The organism is Lachnotalea sp. AF33-28 (assembly GCF_003477885.1).
Classification (GTDB): Bacteria; Bacillota; Clostridia; order Lachnospirales; family Lachnospiraceae; genus AF33-28.
The window spans coordinates 491,003-503,908 of record NZ_QUEE01000001.1 but is presented as its reverse complement, the minus strand read 5'-3'; the positions used below and the strand labels follow the sequence as shown (position 1 = coordinate 503,908).

Here is a 12,906-nt window from a genome sequence, read left to right as displayed (position 1 = left end):
ATGGAAAATAGCTTTGTGTTGACCCCAGAGCAAAGGAAGGATTACAGCAGGCATCTGATGCCGTGCCTTAAAAAGCCCGGAGGATTTTCTCTTAAAGGAGGGGAAGGAATCTATATCGAAGATCTGAACGGAAAAAAGTATATGGATTTTACCTCTGAACAGTTTGTCTGCCTTTTGGGTTTTGGTAATAAGGAGATTGCAGAAGCTGTCTACCGGCAGGCGCTGAATATGCCTATGGTAGCGCCTCTCCACCAGACCGATCTCCGTTATAGCCTGTATCATAAACTTGCATCTGTCGCTCCGAAACATTTGAACAGAATATCGTTCACAATAGGCGGAGGACTTGCAATCGAATCAGCAATGAAGATCGCGCTTAAAAATGTGCCTGGCTCCCGAAATTTTGTATCATTGTACGGCGGGTATCATGGTACAACCTTTGGTACGGCAGACGGTACTTTTCTGTCGGGAAGAGGAGATGTCAAAGAAGCCATAAATAAAAGCTTTTTTCAGTATGCAAACAAGTCTGAACATCATTTTATCCGGACAGAGCGTCCGTATTGCTATCGCTGTCCGTTTGGGAAGGAAGCCGGAAAATGCGGGTTGGAATGCGCGGATTGTCTGAAGAGAACGATTCTGTGCGGTGTATCCGGACCTGTGGCAGGCGTTATCATTGAACCTGTTCAATCAGGAGGAGGCCAGATCCCGTTTCCAAAAGAATATCTGAAGCGTGTCCGAGAGATATGTGATGAAGTGGGAACCGTGCTGATTTTTGATGAGATACAAACATTTGGAAGGACCGGAAAGTTTTTTGCTGCGGAGTATTATGATGTGGAGCCGGATATAATTGTTTTTGCCAAGGGGGTAGGAGGGGGAATCCCCATTGGAGGCATTTTGATCCACGACCGGTTGGAGGGATTTGATAATCTGATGGAAGATATGCAGACCTTTCAAAATAATCATTTAAGTTATGCGGCGGCTATGAAAACCATTGAGATCATAGAGAGGGATCGGTTGCTTGCCAATGCGGTTGCCACAGGCAGTTATATGACGGACAGACTGAAAAAGATGCAGCAAAAGTTTGGATTTATCGGAGACGTTAGGGGACCCGGGCTTGCAATTGGGGTGGAGCTGGTAAAAGATCCTGTGACAAAGGACCCCGTTGAAGAAGAAACAATGAATAAACTGTTCGAGCGGTGTGTCCGGCACGGATTATTTTATCAGGCGGCGCATAATATAATTAAACTTAAGCCACCTCTGATAATCAGCATGGAGCAGGCGGAAACGGCTATGGATATTCTTGAAGAATGCTTTGATGAGGGACTATGAATGAAAGCAATAGTGAAATACGGTGATCTGCCAGGACAGGTTGATTTCAGAGATATTCCGGAGCCGGTATGTACAGACACGGATATAAAAATAGAGGTACAGGCCTGTGCGGTCTGCATGACGGATCTGCACATCATTACAGGTAATTATCCCTGGAAGACGGATATTCCTCTTGGGCATGAATTCTGCGGGGTAGTGACTGCGACCGGAAAGCATGTCCGTAAGTTTAAGATAGGAGACCGTGTGGCTGCCTGTATGGACGGCGGCTTTGCAGAGTTTACGGTAAAGGATGAGAACGATTGGGTCTTTCCTCTGCCGGATGAGATTTCCTTTCTGGAGGGAGCGCTTTTGGAACCTTTGGCCGCGGCCATAAACGGGGTGTTTAACCGATCATATATTCTGCCCGCGGATCATGTTCTGATAGAAGGGCCCGGGGTGATCGGGCTGTTTGCCCTGCAGGCAGCAAAACAGCTTGGAGCGTCTGTCATGGTGGCTGGAACTGATTCCGATGTGGAACGCCTGCGGATGGCGGAAGAACTGAAGGCAGACCGTATAGTGAATGTTCAGAAAGAAGATATCCGGGCCGCGGCGAATGAGTTTACGAATGGGCATGGCATAGACACAGTGCTTGAATGCTCTGGAAGCCAGTCAGCTCTGGATACGGGACTGCAGGTGCTCAAGTATGATGGCCAGCTGACACAGCTGGGGATATTAGGAAAAATGGCCACAGTAGATTTGGGACAGCTTGTTTATAATAACCGAAGAATTGTGGGAAGTATAGCCTATGACAGGGCGGCGTGGCTTCGCGGAATTGAATTGGTTCGGAGAGGAAGCATAAATGTAAAAAGCCTTATTTCAGAAGTGCTCCCTCTCACACAATGGGAGTACGGTTTTGACAGAACAGCACAAAGAACCGGTTACAGGACAGTGCTTGTTCCTGACCGGTTCTATAGTTCAAAGTATGCTTTATAACCCCTTATATAGCAGCCCGGATGGCTCTTACATAATCGCGGACCGGCTCCACACAGTTTTCGCCGTACTGGGCGATGAGCTTTACGATGGCACTGCCTATGATCACGCCGTCGGCGGCAGCAGCCATCCCGGCGGCCTGCTCTGGCGTAGAAATGCCGAAACCGATCGCACAGGGGATATCCTTTGTCTGCTTAACCAGCGAAACCATCTCCGCCACATCGGTGGTGATCTCCTTGCGGACGCCGGTCACGCCCATGGAGGAGACGCAGTAGATAAAGCCTTCCGCTTCCTTTGCGATGGTTTTGATCCTCTCGTGGGAGGTGGGGGCGATCAGGGAGATTAGATCGATCCCGTACCTGCGGCAGCAGGGATGGAGTTCTTCTTTTTCCTCAAAAGGCATATCGGGCACGATCAGCGCATCGATGCCGGCCTGCGCGCAGCTGCTTATGAACTTATCCGCGCCGTAGGCGAAGATGGGATTGATATAGGTCATAAAGGCCAGGGGAACCGAGGTCTTTTGGCGGATCCGTCTGACGGTTTCAAATATCTTATCCGTGGTGGTGCCGCTCTTTAAGGCACGGATATCTGCTTCCTGGATGACAGGTCCCTCGGCAATGGGGTCGGAAAACGGGATGCCCAGTTCAATCAGATCCGCGCCGTTTTCTGCCATGGCGATGACCAGCTCTTCTGTTATGGCCAGATTGGGATCACCGGCGGTGATGAACGGGATAAAAGCTTTTCTGTTTTTAAAGATATCACTGATTCTACTCATAGATTTCAATCCCCCTGTATCTTGCGATTGCGGCCACATCCTTATCGCCGCGGCCGGAAATGTTGATGACAATGATCTGATCCTTTGGCATGGAAGGCGCGGCTTTCATGGCATAGGCCACGGCATGGGCGCTTTCGATGGCGGGAATGATGCCCTCGGTGCGGGAAAGGTATTCGAAGGCATCCACCGCTTCAACGTCGGTCACAGGAACATAGGACGCCCTTCCCCGATCGTGCAGGTCAGCGTGCTCCGGGCCGATGCCGGGATAATCCAGGCCGGCGGAAATGGAGTATACGGGGGCGATCTGTCCGTATTCATCCTGGCAGAAATAGGAGCTCATGCCATGGAAGATGCCGGCTCTGCCGGTGGAGATGGTGGCTGCTGTTTCTTTCCTGTCGATGCCCAGACCGGCGGCTTCACAGCCCACCAAAGCTACAGAAGGCTCATTGATGAAATCGTAGAAGATCCCCATAGCGTTGCTTCCTCCTCCCACGCAGGCGATGACCATATCGGGGAGTTTTCCTTCCTTTTCCATCAGCTGTGCGCGCACCTCCTTGCCGATCACGCTCTGGAAATCGCGGACGATGGTGGGGAAGGGGTGGGGCCCCATGACGGAGCCGAGCACATAGTGAGTGTCCTCCACCCGGTTGGTCCATTCGCGCATAGTTTCGTTCACGGCATCTTTTAAGGTCATGGTGCCGGTGGTCACGGGGTGGACCTTGGCTCCCAAAAGCTGCATGCGGTATACGTTTAAAGCCTGGCGGTCCGTATCCTCTTTGCCCATATAGATTTCACATTCCATGCCCATTAAGGCGGCCGCTGTGGCTGTGGCCACGCCGTGCTGTCCCGCGCCTGTCTCCGCGATGACGCGGGTTTTGCCCATCTTTTTTGCGAGCAGCACCTGTCCCAGCACGTTGTTGATCTTGTGGGAGCCGGTGTGGTTTAAATCTTCTCTTTTCAGATATATTTTCGCACCGCCCAGATCTTCGGTCATCTTTTTTGCATAGTAGAGCAGGGACGGTCTGCCCGCGTAGTTTGCCAGCAGATCGTTGAGCTCTGAGATAAACTGCGGGTCTTTGCTGTACTTATCGTAAGCTTCCTCCAGTTCAATTACGGCGCTCATCAGTGTCTCCGGCACGAACTGGCCGCCATGTTTTCCAAATCTTCCTTTTGACATTTCCTCTTTCTCCTTTTCAATGTCACCAGCCGTAGGCTGATGACCTACGCACACTTTAGTGTGCTTCCTCTATTTTCTGTCACCAGCCGAAGGCTGATGACCTGCGCACACTTTCAGTGTGCTTCCGTATGAGTTCCATGACGCTGCGGATCTTCTCCTCATCCTTTTTGCCGTCAGTTTCAAGGGAGCTGCTTAAGTCCAGGCAGTATGCAGGCAGCTTAAGCGCCCGGGGCAGATTCTGGAGATTTAAGCCTCCTGCCAGAAACCAGGGCTGTCTAAGGGGCGGGATGAGATCCCAGCCAAACTGCTTTCCGCTGCCTCCGCAGATTCCTTTGACATAGGTGTCCAACAGCAGAAAGTCTGCGGAAAGCTGTGAGGCTTTGATTATATCTTCCCGGACGGATACCCGTACCGCTTTGATAATGGGGAGGTCGGTAACAGATCTTAAGCTTTGTATATAGCATTCGTCTTCGTCTCCGTGGAGCTGGATCAGGTCGATGATGCCTCTTCGGCAGAGCTCCTCCATCCGGGAAATATCTTCATTTACAAATACGCCCACGGACCGGATGGACGGATCCAGCCCTGATTTCAGCATTGAGGCGGTATCCGCGTCAATCTGACGTCTGCTCGGTGCAAATACAAAACCGATAAAATCCGGCAGGAAGCGGTTGACGGTTCGTATATCCTCCGGTCGGGTCAACCCGCAGATTTTTATTCCCGGCATCACATCACCGTCCTTTCAGCGAGTCGAGCATCGCTTTTTTATCGGGTGCGCGCATCAGGGTTTCCCCGATGAGCACGCCGTCCACGCCGATCTGTTCAAGCCGCATGACGTCTTCTCTGGTCTTTATGCCGCTTTCCGCCACAAACAGGACGTCTCCGGGGACAAGGCTTCGCAGGCGCATAGAGTTTTCAAAGTCCACCTGAAAGGTCGTAAGATTCCGGTTGTTTATGCCGATGATGCGCGCACCTGCCCGGAGGGCTCTGCTTATTTCTTCCTCACTGTGGGCTTCCGTCAGCGCAGAAAGTCCAAGATCTTCGCAGATTTGTAAAAATAAGCGGATGGTTTCTTCGTCCAACAGAGAGCAGATCAGCAGCACCGCATCTGCGCCAAGGGTTTTGGCCTCATAGAGCTGGTATTCGTCTATTGTAAAATCCTTGCGCAGCAGGGGCAGTGAAACTGTTTGCCTGATCTCGGAGAGATATCTGCTGCTTCCCATAAAATACTCCGGCTCGGTGAGGACGGAGACGGCGCTGGCTCCTGCCTTCTCATAATCCCGGGCGATCCGGCAGTAGGGAAAGTAAACGTCGATCAGGCCTTTGGAAGGGGATGCTTTCTTCACCTCGCAGATAAAGGAGATGCCCCCGCCTTTAAGCGCCTGTTCAAAGGGGAAGTTTCCCCGGGGCATGGACCGGGCCAGTTTCATAACGGATTCGGGAGAATGGGTGCGTTTGCACTGTTCCACGCGGGTGCGGGTGGAGCGGGCGATTTCGTCCAGTATCATTTTCCGCCTCCTTCCGGAAGAAAAGCATTGGTGGCGCGGATGTATTCTTCCAGCTTTTCATAGGCTTTCCCGCTGTCGATCAATTCGACGGCTTTCAGGATACAGTCGCTTATGCCGCAGTCATCGATGCCGAGATAAAGGCTCATGGCGGAGTTTAAGATCACCATGTCTCTCTTGGGGCCTTTTAACGTTCCCTTTAGAATATCACGGGTGATGGCAGCATTGTCCTGCGGGCTGCCGCCCGCCAGATCAGCCAGGCTGCTGCGGGATATGCCGAACTGTTCAGGGGTGATTTCGTACTGTGTAAATTTACCGAAACGGATTTCACATACATGTGTGACGCCGGTCACGGTCGCCTCATCCAACCCATCTTCGCCGCAGACGACGAGGCCCCGGTTTACGCCCAGATTGCTTAGGACTCTCGCCAGCGGTTCGATCAGATCCCGGGAGTAGACGCCCAAAAGCTGCATGGTGGCGCCGGCGGGATTGGAAAGGGGGCCCAGTATATTAAATATGGTGCGCACGCCCATCTCCTTTCTGACAGGAGCCGCATATTTCATGGAGGAATGATAAACAGGCGCGAACATGAAGCACATGCTGGTTTCTTCCAGCACCTTTTCGGACTGCTCCACGTTCAGGCTGATATTGACGCCCAGGCATTCCAGCACGTCCGCCGCTCCGCTTTTGCTGGATACGCTGCGGTTGCCGTGCTTTGCTACGGGCACTCCGCCTGCCGCGACCACGAAGGAAGCGGTGGTGGAGATATTGAAGGTTCCGGCTTCATCGCCCCCTGTGCCGACGATGTCGATGACATCGTGGCGGGGGTGGAGCTTTAACCCTTTTTCACGCATCACGGTGGCACAGGCCGTGATCTCATCTATGGTTTCGCCCTTCATGCGCAGCGCGGTGAGAAAGGAACCCATCTGCGCCTGTGTGGCGCCGCCGCTCATGATTTCGTTCATTACAGCTTTGGTGGTATCAAAGTCCAGGTCTTTTCCGTCAATTACATCATGTATCGCTTTCTGTATCATAATTGTTCCTCATTTCTGCGCTGCGGGGATGGTATGAGAGGCTGGAAGCGGCGGCAGCGCGGGCGCCGTTTCCTGTATGGCAGTTACTATATGCGGTCAGACTATAGCCGGTATATGGGATCAAGCGCCGGTTTTATCCGATTCGGGCGATGCATGTGCAGAAAATTCGCAAGGATAGCGGCCCCGTCCGGGGTCATGATGGATTCCGGATGGAACTGGAGGCCAAAGAGCGGATGGACCGCATGCCGTACCGCCATGATTTCACCGGCCCCGTCTCTTGCCGTGACTGTCAGCTCCCGGGAAAGCGTTTTCTCGTCCGCTGCCAGGGAATGATAGCGGGCTGCTTTGATTGTTTCAGGCAGGCCATGAAACAGGGGATCGCGTGTATCGATTCGGATCGTGCTCTGTTTGCCGTGCATCAGCTGTCCGGCCGGCCGGATCCGTGCGCCGAAGCATTCGCAAATGGCCTGATGGCCCAGACAGACGCCCAGGATGGGGACGCAGCCGGACAGGAGACGGATCAACTCTTCACATACACCGGCATCTTTGGGATAACCCGGCCCCGGGGATAGAATAATGTGGTCTGGATGCAGGGCGGCTATCTCTTCAGCGGCCATTTCGTCGTTGCGGATTACCCGGATATCCTGGCACAGGCCGCCGGCTAACTGAACCAGGTTATAGGTAAAGCTGTCGTAATTATCTATAAAGAGAACCATCAGTTATTCACCTCCACCGCTTTTTGAAGGGCATTTATCAATGCGCCAGCCTTGTTGGCGGATTCTTCGTATTCCTTTTCCGGAACGCTGTCTGCTACGATGCCGCCGCCTGCCTGGACTGTGACCACACCGTCTTTTTTTACCGCCATGCGGATCGCGATGCAGGTGTCCAGGCCTCCGGTAAAGTCGATATATCCCAATGCTCCTCCGTAGATCCCGCGAGGGGCCGGCTCCAGTTCCCCGATGATTTCACAGGCCCTGATCTTGGGTGCTCCGGAGAGGGTGCCGGCCGGCAGCACGGCTTCTATGGCGTCAAACGCATCCTTTTCATCAAGGATATCGCCTTCGACCTGGGAACATATGTGCATGATCCGGGAGTATTTGTGGATCATTTGGTATTCCGTGACCGTTACTGTGGAAAACTTTGAGATTTTTCCCAGGTCGTTGCGGCCAAGGTCTACCAGCATGTTATGTTCGGCCAGTTCCTTCTCATCGGAGAGGAGGTCTTTCTCAAGGGCGGCGTCCTGGACTTCGTCCCGTCCGCGCGGCCGGGAGCCCGCTACCGGAAAGGTAGTGAGCCGGCCGCCTTTCAAGCGGACCAGGGTTTCCGGAGAGCTGCAGATAATTTCTTCATCGTCGATGCGCATGCAGACCATATAGGGGGACGGGTTAGTCGTGCGCAGGACCCGGTAGGCATTGATCAGGCTGCTTTGGTACGGGCTCGTGAACCGGCGCGAGATCACCGCCTGGAAGATGTCGCCGCTTCGGATGTGGCCTTTGGTTTGCTCCACCGTGCGGCAGTAATCTTCTTTGGTGAAGTTACAGGTGAAATGCGGGACTTCATCTGTATGAATATCCGGAAGAGGCTGCCGGCTGTAAATCATGTGCTCGATGGATTCTATTTTGGCACAGGCCCTGCCGTAGTTTTCCATGATGCGGTCGGTATCCATGTTGACTGCGATGGTGATCTTCTGCTTCAGGTGGTCGTAAGCGATCACATCGGTGAAGAGGAGCAGGTCGTAGTCGTTGGCGGCCGAAGGGGGAAGGTTCAGTGTTGGTTCTGCATATGCGAACAGGTTATAGCCGAAGTATCCTACGAAGCCTCCGGTGAAGGGCGGCATGCCTGGCAGCTTTGGCGCGCGGTACAGGGAAAGGACCGTGCGCAGGATGTCCAGAGGCCGGTCGGTGTGAATCGGCGTGTCTGTAGGTAGACCTTTTTCAAGGAGCCGGTTGTTCAGGCTGCCATGGGCGCTGACGGTGACTGTGCGGTCTTTGCAGGTGGCCCGGAGTATGGGGTCGTAACCGAGGAAGGAGTAGCGGGACCATTTTTTGCTGCCTTCTATGCTTTCAAGGAGATAGTAGCGGGTGCTGACGGCCGCGATACGGCGCAGCAGGGTGATGGGGGTTACGATGTCTGCGTAAATCTCCTTGCAGAGGGGGATTATGTTGTAGGTGTTGGACAGTTCCATGATGTCGTCGCAGCTGGGTATGATCATTGTTTGGGCCTCCTGGGGGGTGGAGAAAAACGGTTGGGAGAGCTGAGGTGTGAGGGGTGTGAGGGGGTGTGGGAACACTGAGGTGGGGGAGGGGGGGACTGGCTGCGCGGTGCGCAGCTTTGGTGGGGTGAGTCGCGTTGGCGGCTCCGCAGCGCACGCTCGGGAGGTGGGACGCGCTGCTCTCAGGGTAACAAAAAAACAGCCCTATATCCCCTTTGTAGGGACAAAAGCTGTTTGCTTCTGCGGTACCACCCGACTTGATGTGTTGCATCCTCTCTTTTGCGCACTATCATGCACACCCCGTTGGTAACGGAAAGGGTTCCCGTCAGCGCATACTTTCTCCGCTTTTCAGCTCGGATTTCAGGCTGCCCTCACAGGTCCATTCGGTCTCTTCTATGTATCTTCCTTTCACCAACCGGAAGCTCTCTGCTTACATGATCAGAAACTTACTTACTCCTGCTCAATGGTTTTTTCTCTGTTTGTAGCTATTATATGTGCATGAAATGGATTTGTCAATAAAAATTTGTACGGTTCCGTTAACTCCCGTTACTATTGATACTGTTCACGGCTGCCTCATACGCGGTAGGTGTGAATGTAACTTTGTGAACGGTTCCTCATCAGGTTCTTTAATATTGCTTCATTAATAAGCTATATGCCACTCCACGGAAGGGTATAACAGCAGGATGACAGGCATAATTTAAGCGCTGACTTCATAAAATTAAAAATAACCGTTGCAATCCCCGCAATTTATGTTATAATCTAATAAAATGTAAAAGATTTACAATTACATAGAAGGGGGACAAGCAATGGCTGAGAACCATTATTTGATTTCTGAAGCTTCTAAAAAAATTAATGCAGAAGCTCATGTTTTACGTTATTGGGAAGAAGAACTTGGAATAGAAGTTCCGAGAAATGAAATGGGTCACCGTTACTATACGGATGAACATATACAAATGTTTAAAAAAATTATAGAACTAAAGGCAAAGGGATACCAGCTCAAAGCAATTAAGGACGAACTTACGGAAGATAAAATGGAGCCGAAGGAGGCGGAGAAAACGGAAGTGAGTGTCGTGGAGAAGGCGCAGGTATCCCCTGTTGTTTCTTCCGGAGATAAGATGGAACAGTTCCATACCATCATGACCAATATCGTTTCTCAGGCTCTGGCCGCTAACAATGAGAAGCTGGGGCATGAGGTCAGCGGCAAGGTCAGCGAACGCGTGATTAAAGAGATGAATTTTATCATGCGGCTGCGGGATGAAAAGGAAGAAGAACGTTTTAAAAAGCTGGATGAGACCCTGCGGTCTTATCAGAAGAATCATAAGGCCCGTGCGGAGGCGGCAGCTACCGTAACACCCGTGGTCAAACTGAAAAAGAAAAAACGCAGATTCCTTAGCCGGAAAAAAAGCTGAATACGGAGAGATACAAAAACAGATCCCATGCTTTATCAAATGATGAGCATAGGATCTGTTTTAAGTTTCCCTTTATGTAGGGACAGTTAAATCAACCCTCGGAAATAGCTCCGGTCGGGCAGGTAGCTGCGCAGGTACCGCAATCGATGCACTCATCAGGATTGATTTCGTACTTGCTGTCGCCTTCGGAAATCGCGCCTACAGGACATTCTGCTGCACAGGAACCGCAGCTTACGCATTCATCAGAAATTACATATGCCATAGCGAACTCCTCCTTTACACGTTCATTTTTAAGGTAATGTGAAAGACCATTACTTTGTTACATTGTAATACATAGAAGGGGATAATTCAAGTAAAATGTGCGTCTGTTCCTGTTTTTGAACATGCCTGGCAACTGTGAACAGTAGTCTGGCAGTTACTATTTACGATTGGCGGTGAAGCAGCGCATGGCGGGGATAAGCTTGTTAAGCCTTGCATTTGCAGAAAAAGTATACTATAATGTAAACACGGTTTCGGCCGAATAACCTTTAGGAGGAAAAATCAATGGCGAAAGTATCAAAAGATATGATTATCGGTGATCTGATTCGCATAGATTCGGGCATTATTCCGATATTAATGGGAGCAGGAATGCATTGTATCGGATGCCCTTCCGCACAGGGAGAGTCTCTGGAGGAAGCATGTGCTGTCCATGGCATTGATGCGGATGATTTGGAAAGCAAGCTGAATGAGTATTTAGAAGCGAAGGCACAGTAATTAACAGGAATTGCGGTAATGTAAATAAAACGAGTGAGGACAAGCCGTCAGAGGGAGTCCTCACTCGTTATTTTATACGAAAAAGTTCAGACCTGTACCGGGACTGCATTACAGAGACGACATCCGGCTCACAGCATCGGCCCTGATGATGCATTCCAGATGTTCCTGGAAATAACTTTCGGTAGAATAGGTGGACTTTAAACGCCGTCCGTATTCCGTAAGTATATTGCAGACTTTGTTGAATTCCTCGGGCGTGTGGTCGGACTGCTTCACCACAAGACAGTAGCAGCCGTGGCGCCTGTCCTTATATAATGCATTTTCCCCATGATAGAAAGTATTAAGTATCGACGAAACTCTGGATATATCGTCCAGCTCCGGAAACGTAAAGACCTGCGTCAGGTTCACGTCCTTCGCCGCATTCCCGTCATCGGAAGAATCTTCATCTTTTTTGGCTTTTTCCTTCATTACCGAGAGCATATTGAAAAGATCCAGCATATCATCCGCCTTGGAGATGCCTGCCAAAGCCCCCTCGTCGTCCTCGTCGTCGGATTCGTCATCAAAAAGCGGAGTGAACTTGGAGAAACGTGTGTCCAGCTCTTCCGGATTGTCTATTTTGGTAATAATAAGCATGATACACTCACTGGAAAGGGGAATTGCCTCGACCATGAGGGGAATATCCTCTGCCTCAAATCCCAGTTCCGAGGAAGCCTGTTGAATCATCTCGCGGAAAAGCGACTGCGCTTTCTCACTGCCGTATGCCAGCTCTCCCAGATTTAGCTCTCTGGCAGACAGATCCTTCGCATTGAGCGTACACCGTATTTGGTTGTCATTTATTTTTTCGATTCGCACAGTATCACTTCCTGTTCTGCAATCATTCTTTCCATGCCCCTTGTTGCGGGGAATAGAGCCGCTGAAAACACCTCTGTCTTCACCGTTAGTATACCCCAAGTAGTAAGGATATGTAAAGAAAATATTTATTTAGTTTATGTAAACTTTTCATACTCTGTAACCGTTCAGACGGCGCCTGTACGGTTACCGTTGTATTATTGAATATAAGTGTAACAAACTGCATGAAAAAAACGTTTTGATATTCAGTTTGTCATCTTGAATCCTGTTAAGTCCTGCGTTATGATTTATGCAGTACAGCATTTCAATATGATGAAAGGCTGTATGAAGATCAGAATGTCTGTAATTATATAACAGGAGGTGAGTTTTGTCAAAGCTGCATTGATGCAGGCACAATCCCATATATTCGGATACCGTGTCACGGGACCGAAAGGACAATGGGGCGTTCAGCGGTTCTCTGGGGAGCATTGGTTGAGACAGTATGCGCTGCCCATGATTTCAGCCTCCGTTAAAACGGTACAGGTTCCTGCATAAGTCCACAAAGACGATACTATGCGGTTTGCAGTGCGGCACTCCGGCTCCTCACAGTCAGTCGGCGGCCTGCGGATCAGACAGGACGGTCTTTTGTAACATCTACCTGCTTTCTTATAATACGATCTAAGCACCGGTTCGGTGAACATCCCGGAAAGACAATTATAATATATCACGCAAAGAAATAAAAACATTTCCAATCCCTGACACAGGTTGGCAACCTGTCCCTTTCCTTTTAAAACAATCATATGATATGCAATATGCTGTTATGCCAATTCCTCCCGAATCAAATTTTCGTAATGACGAACCCTTAAAGGGTGTGGTATAATATCGACAGATATTATACCCGCGCTGATTTCCGTCTGCGAAGCA

General features: G+C 50.7%; 12 protein-coding genes, 1 pseudogene and 1 other annotated feature. Of the genes and pseudogenes, 4 read left to right on the top strand and 9 right to left on the bottom strand.

Annotation, left to right across the window (positions count from 1 at the left end):
- Positions 1–1,326: an aspartate aminotransferase family protein gene (locus DWZ56_RS02075; protein ID WP_243095019.1), complete on the top strand. Its 1,326-nt coding sequence runs from the start codon at positions 1–3 to the stop codon at positions 1,324–1,326.
- The gene (locus DWZ56_RS02070) at positions 1,327–2,298 is read left to right on the top strand and encodes a zinc-dependent alcohol dehydrogenase (RefSeq protein ID WP_118554704.1); all 972 of its coding nucleotides are present in this window, start codon (positions 1,327–1,329) and stop codon (positions 2,296–2,298) included.
- A gap of 4 nt (positions 2,299–2,302) precedes the next feature.
- Here DWZ56_RS02070 and trpA read toward each other — a convergent pair whose 3' ends face one another.
- From trpA to DWZ56_RS02035, 7 genes are all read right to left on the bottom strand, one after another.
- Positions 2,303–3,070, bottom strand: a complete 768-nt coding sequence (trpA, locus tag DWZ56_RS02065; RefSeq protein ID WP_118554703.1) for a tryptophan synthase subunit alpha — start codon at positions 3,068–3,070, stop codon at positions 2,303–2,305.
- Positions 3,063–4,247, bottom strand: a complete 1,185-nt coding sequence (gene trpB / locus DWZ56_RS02060) for a tryptophan synthase subunit beta (protein ID WP_118554702.1) — start codon at positions 4,245–4,247, stop codon at positions 3,063–3,065. Before trpB ends, trpA begins: the two co-directional genes overlap by 8 nt.
- Before the next feature lie 79 nt (positions 4,248–4,326).
- Positions 4,327–4,971, bottom strand: coding sequence for a phosphoribosylanthranilate isomerase (locus tag DWZ56_RS02055; protein ID WP_118554701.1), 645 nt, complete (start codon positions 4,969–4,971; stop codon positions 4,327–4,329).
- 4 nt (positions 4,972–4,975) lie between these two features.
- Positions 4,976–5,752: an indole-3-glycerol phosphate synthase TrpC gene (gene trpC / locus DWZ56_RS02050; RefSeq protein WP_118554700.1), complete on the bottom strand. Its 777-nt coding sequence runs from the start codon at positions 5,750–5,752 to the stop codon at positions 4,976–4,978.
- Positions 5,749–6,783, bottom strand: coding sequence for an anthranilate phosphoribosyltransferase (gene trpD, locus DWZ56_RS02045; protein ID WP_118554699.1), 1,035 nt, complete (start codon positions 6,781–6,783; stop codon positions 5,749–5,751). The genes trpC and trpD overlap by 4 nt, the downstream gene beginning before the upstream one ends.
- A 101-nt stretch (positions 6,784–6,884) precedes the next feature.
- A complete protein-coding gene (locus tag DWZ56_RS02040; protein ID WP_118554698.1) occupies positions 6,885–7,499 on the bottom strand; it encodes an anthranilate synthase component II in 615 nt (204 codons plus the stop codon).
- On the bottom strand, positions 7,499–8,995 hold the full coding sequence (locus tag DWZ56_RS02035; RefSeq protein WP_118554697.1) for an anthranilate synthase component I family protein: 1,497 nt from the start codon (positions 8,993–8,995) through the stop codon (positions 7,499–7,501). The genes DWZ56_RS02040 and DWZ56_RS02035 overlap by 1 nt, the downstream gene beginning before the upstream one ends.
- 216 nt (positions 8,996–9,211) lie before the next feature.
- Positions 9,212–9,468: a binding site (T-box leader), on the bottom strand.
- Positions 9,469–9,801: 333 nt separating this feature from the next.
- Here DWZ56_RS02035 and DWZ56_RS02030 point away from each other — a divergent pair.
- On the top strand, positions 9,802–10,404 hold the full coding sequence (locus DWZ56_RS02030; RefSeq protein ID WP_118554696.1) for a helix-turn-helix domain-containing protein: 603 nt from the start codon (positions 9,802–9,804) through the stop codon (positions 10,402–10,404).
- 91 nt (positions 10,405–10,495) lie between these two features.
- On the opposite strand, the pseudogene DWZ56_RS02025 reads toward DWZ56_RS02030, so the two are convergent.
- Positions 10,496–10,678 (bottom strand): annotated as a pseudogene (locus DWZ56_RS02025) (DUF362 domain-containing protein); the annotation flags it as partial.
- 269 nt (positions 10,679–10,947) lie between these two features.
- On the opposite strand from DWZ56_RS02025, the gene DWZ56_RS02020 reads away from it, so the two are divergent.
- Positions 10,948–11,157 (top strand): DUF1858 domain-containing protein, encoded by a 210-nt coding sequence (locus DWZ56_RS02020; protein ID WP_118554694.1) that lies wholly within the window; start codon positions 10,948–10,950, stop codon positions 11,155–11,157.
- Positions 11,158–11,265: 108 nt separating this feature from the next.
- On the opposite strand, the gene DWZ56_RS02015 is transcribed toward DWZ56_RS02020, so the two are convergent.
- Positions 11,266–12,006 carry an adaptor protein MecA gene (locus DWZ56_RS02015; protein WP_118554693.1) on the bottom strand — a complete coding sequence of 247 codons (741 nt, stop codon included), beginning with the start codon at positions 12,004–12,006 and terminating at the stop codon, positions 11,266–11,268.
- Positions 12,007–12,906: the final 900 nt, after the last annotated feature.

Excerpts from the sequence above, each read along its gene's own strand:
- trpD (WP_118554699.1), bottom strand. The coding sequence starts at position 6,783 with ATGATACAGAAAGCGATACATGATGTAATTGACGGAAAAGACCTGGAC.
- trpB (WP_118554702.1), bottom strand. The coding sequence starts at position 4,247 with ATGTCAAAAGGAAGATTTGGAAAACATGGCGGCCAGTTCGTGCCGGAG.
- DWZ56_RS02055 (WP_118554701.1), bottom strand. The coding sequence starts at position 4,971 with ATGCCGGGAATAAAAATCTGCGGGTTGACCCGACCGGAGGATATACGA.
- DWZ56_RS02075 (WP_243095019.1), top strand. The coding sequence starts at position 1 with ATGGAAAATAGCTTTGTGTTGACCCCAGAGCAAAGGAAGGATTACAGC.
- DWZ56_RS02035 (WP_118554697.1), bottom strand. The coding sequence starts at position 8,995 with ATGATCATACCCAGCTGCGACGACATCATGGAACTGTCCAACACCTAC.
- DWZ56_RS02040 (WP_118554698.1), bottom strand. The coding sequence starts at position 7,499 with ATGGTTCTCTTTATAGATAATTACGACAGCTTTACCTATAACCTGGTT.
- DWZ56_RS02030 (WP_118554696.1), top strand. The coding sequence starts at position 9,802 with ATGGCTGAGAACCATTATTTGATTTCTGAAGCTTCTAAAAAAATTAAT.
- trpA (WP_118554703.1), bottom strand. The coding sequence starts at position 3,070 with ATGAGTAGAATCAGTGATATCTTTAAAAACAGAAAAGCTTTTATCCCG.
- trpC (WP_118554700.1), bottom strand. The coding sequence starts at position 5,752 with ATGATACTGGACGAAATCGCCCGCTCCACCCGCACCCGCGTGGAACAG.
- DWZ56_RS02070 (WP_118554704.1), top strand. The coding sequence starts at position 1,327 with ATGAAAGCAATAGTGAAATACGGTGATCTGCCAGGACAGGTTGATTTC.
- DWZ56_RS02020 (WP_118554694.1), top strand. The coding sequence starts at position 10,948 with ATGGCGAAAGTATCAAAAGATATGATTATCGGTGATCTGATTCGCATA.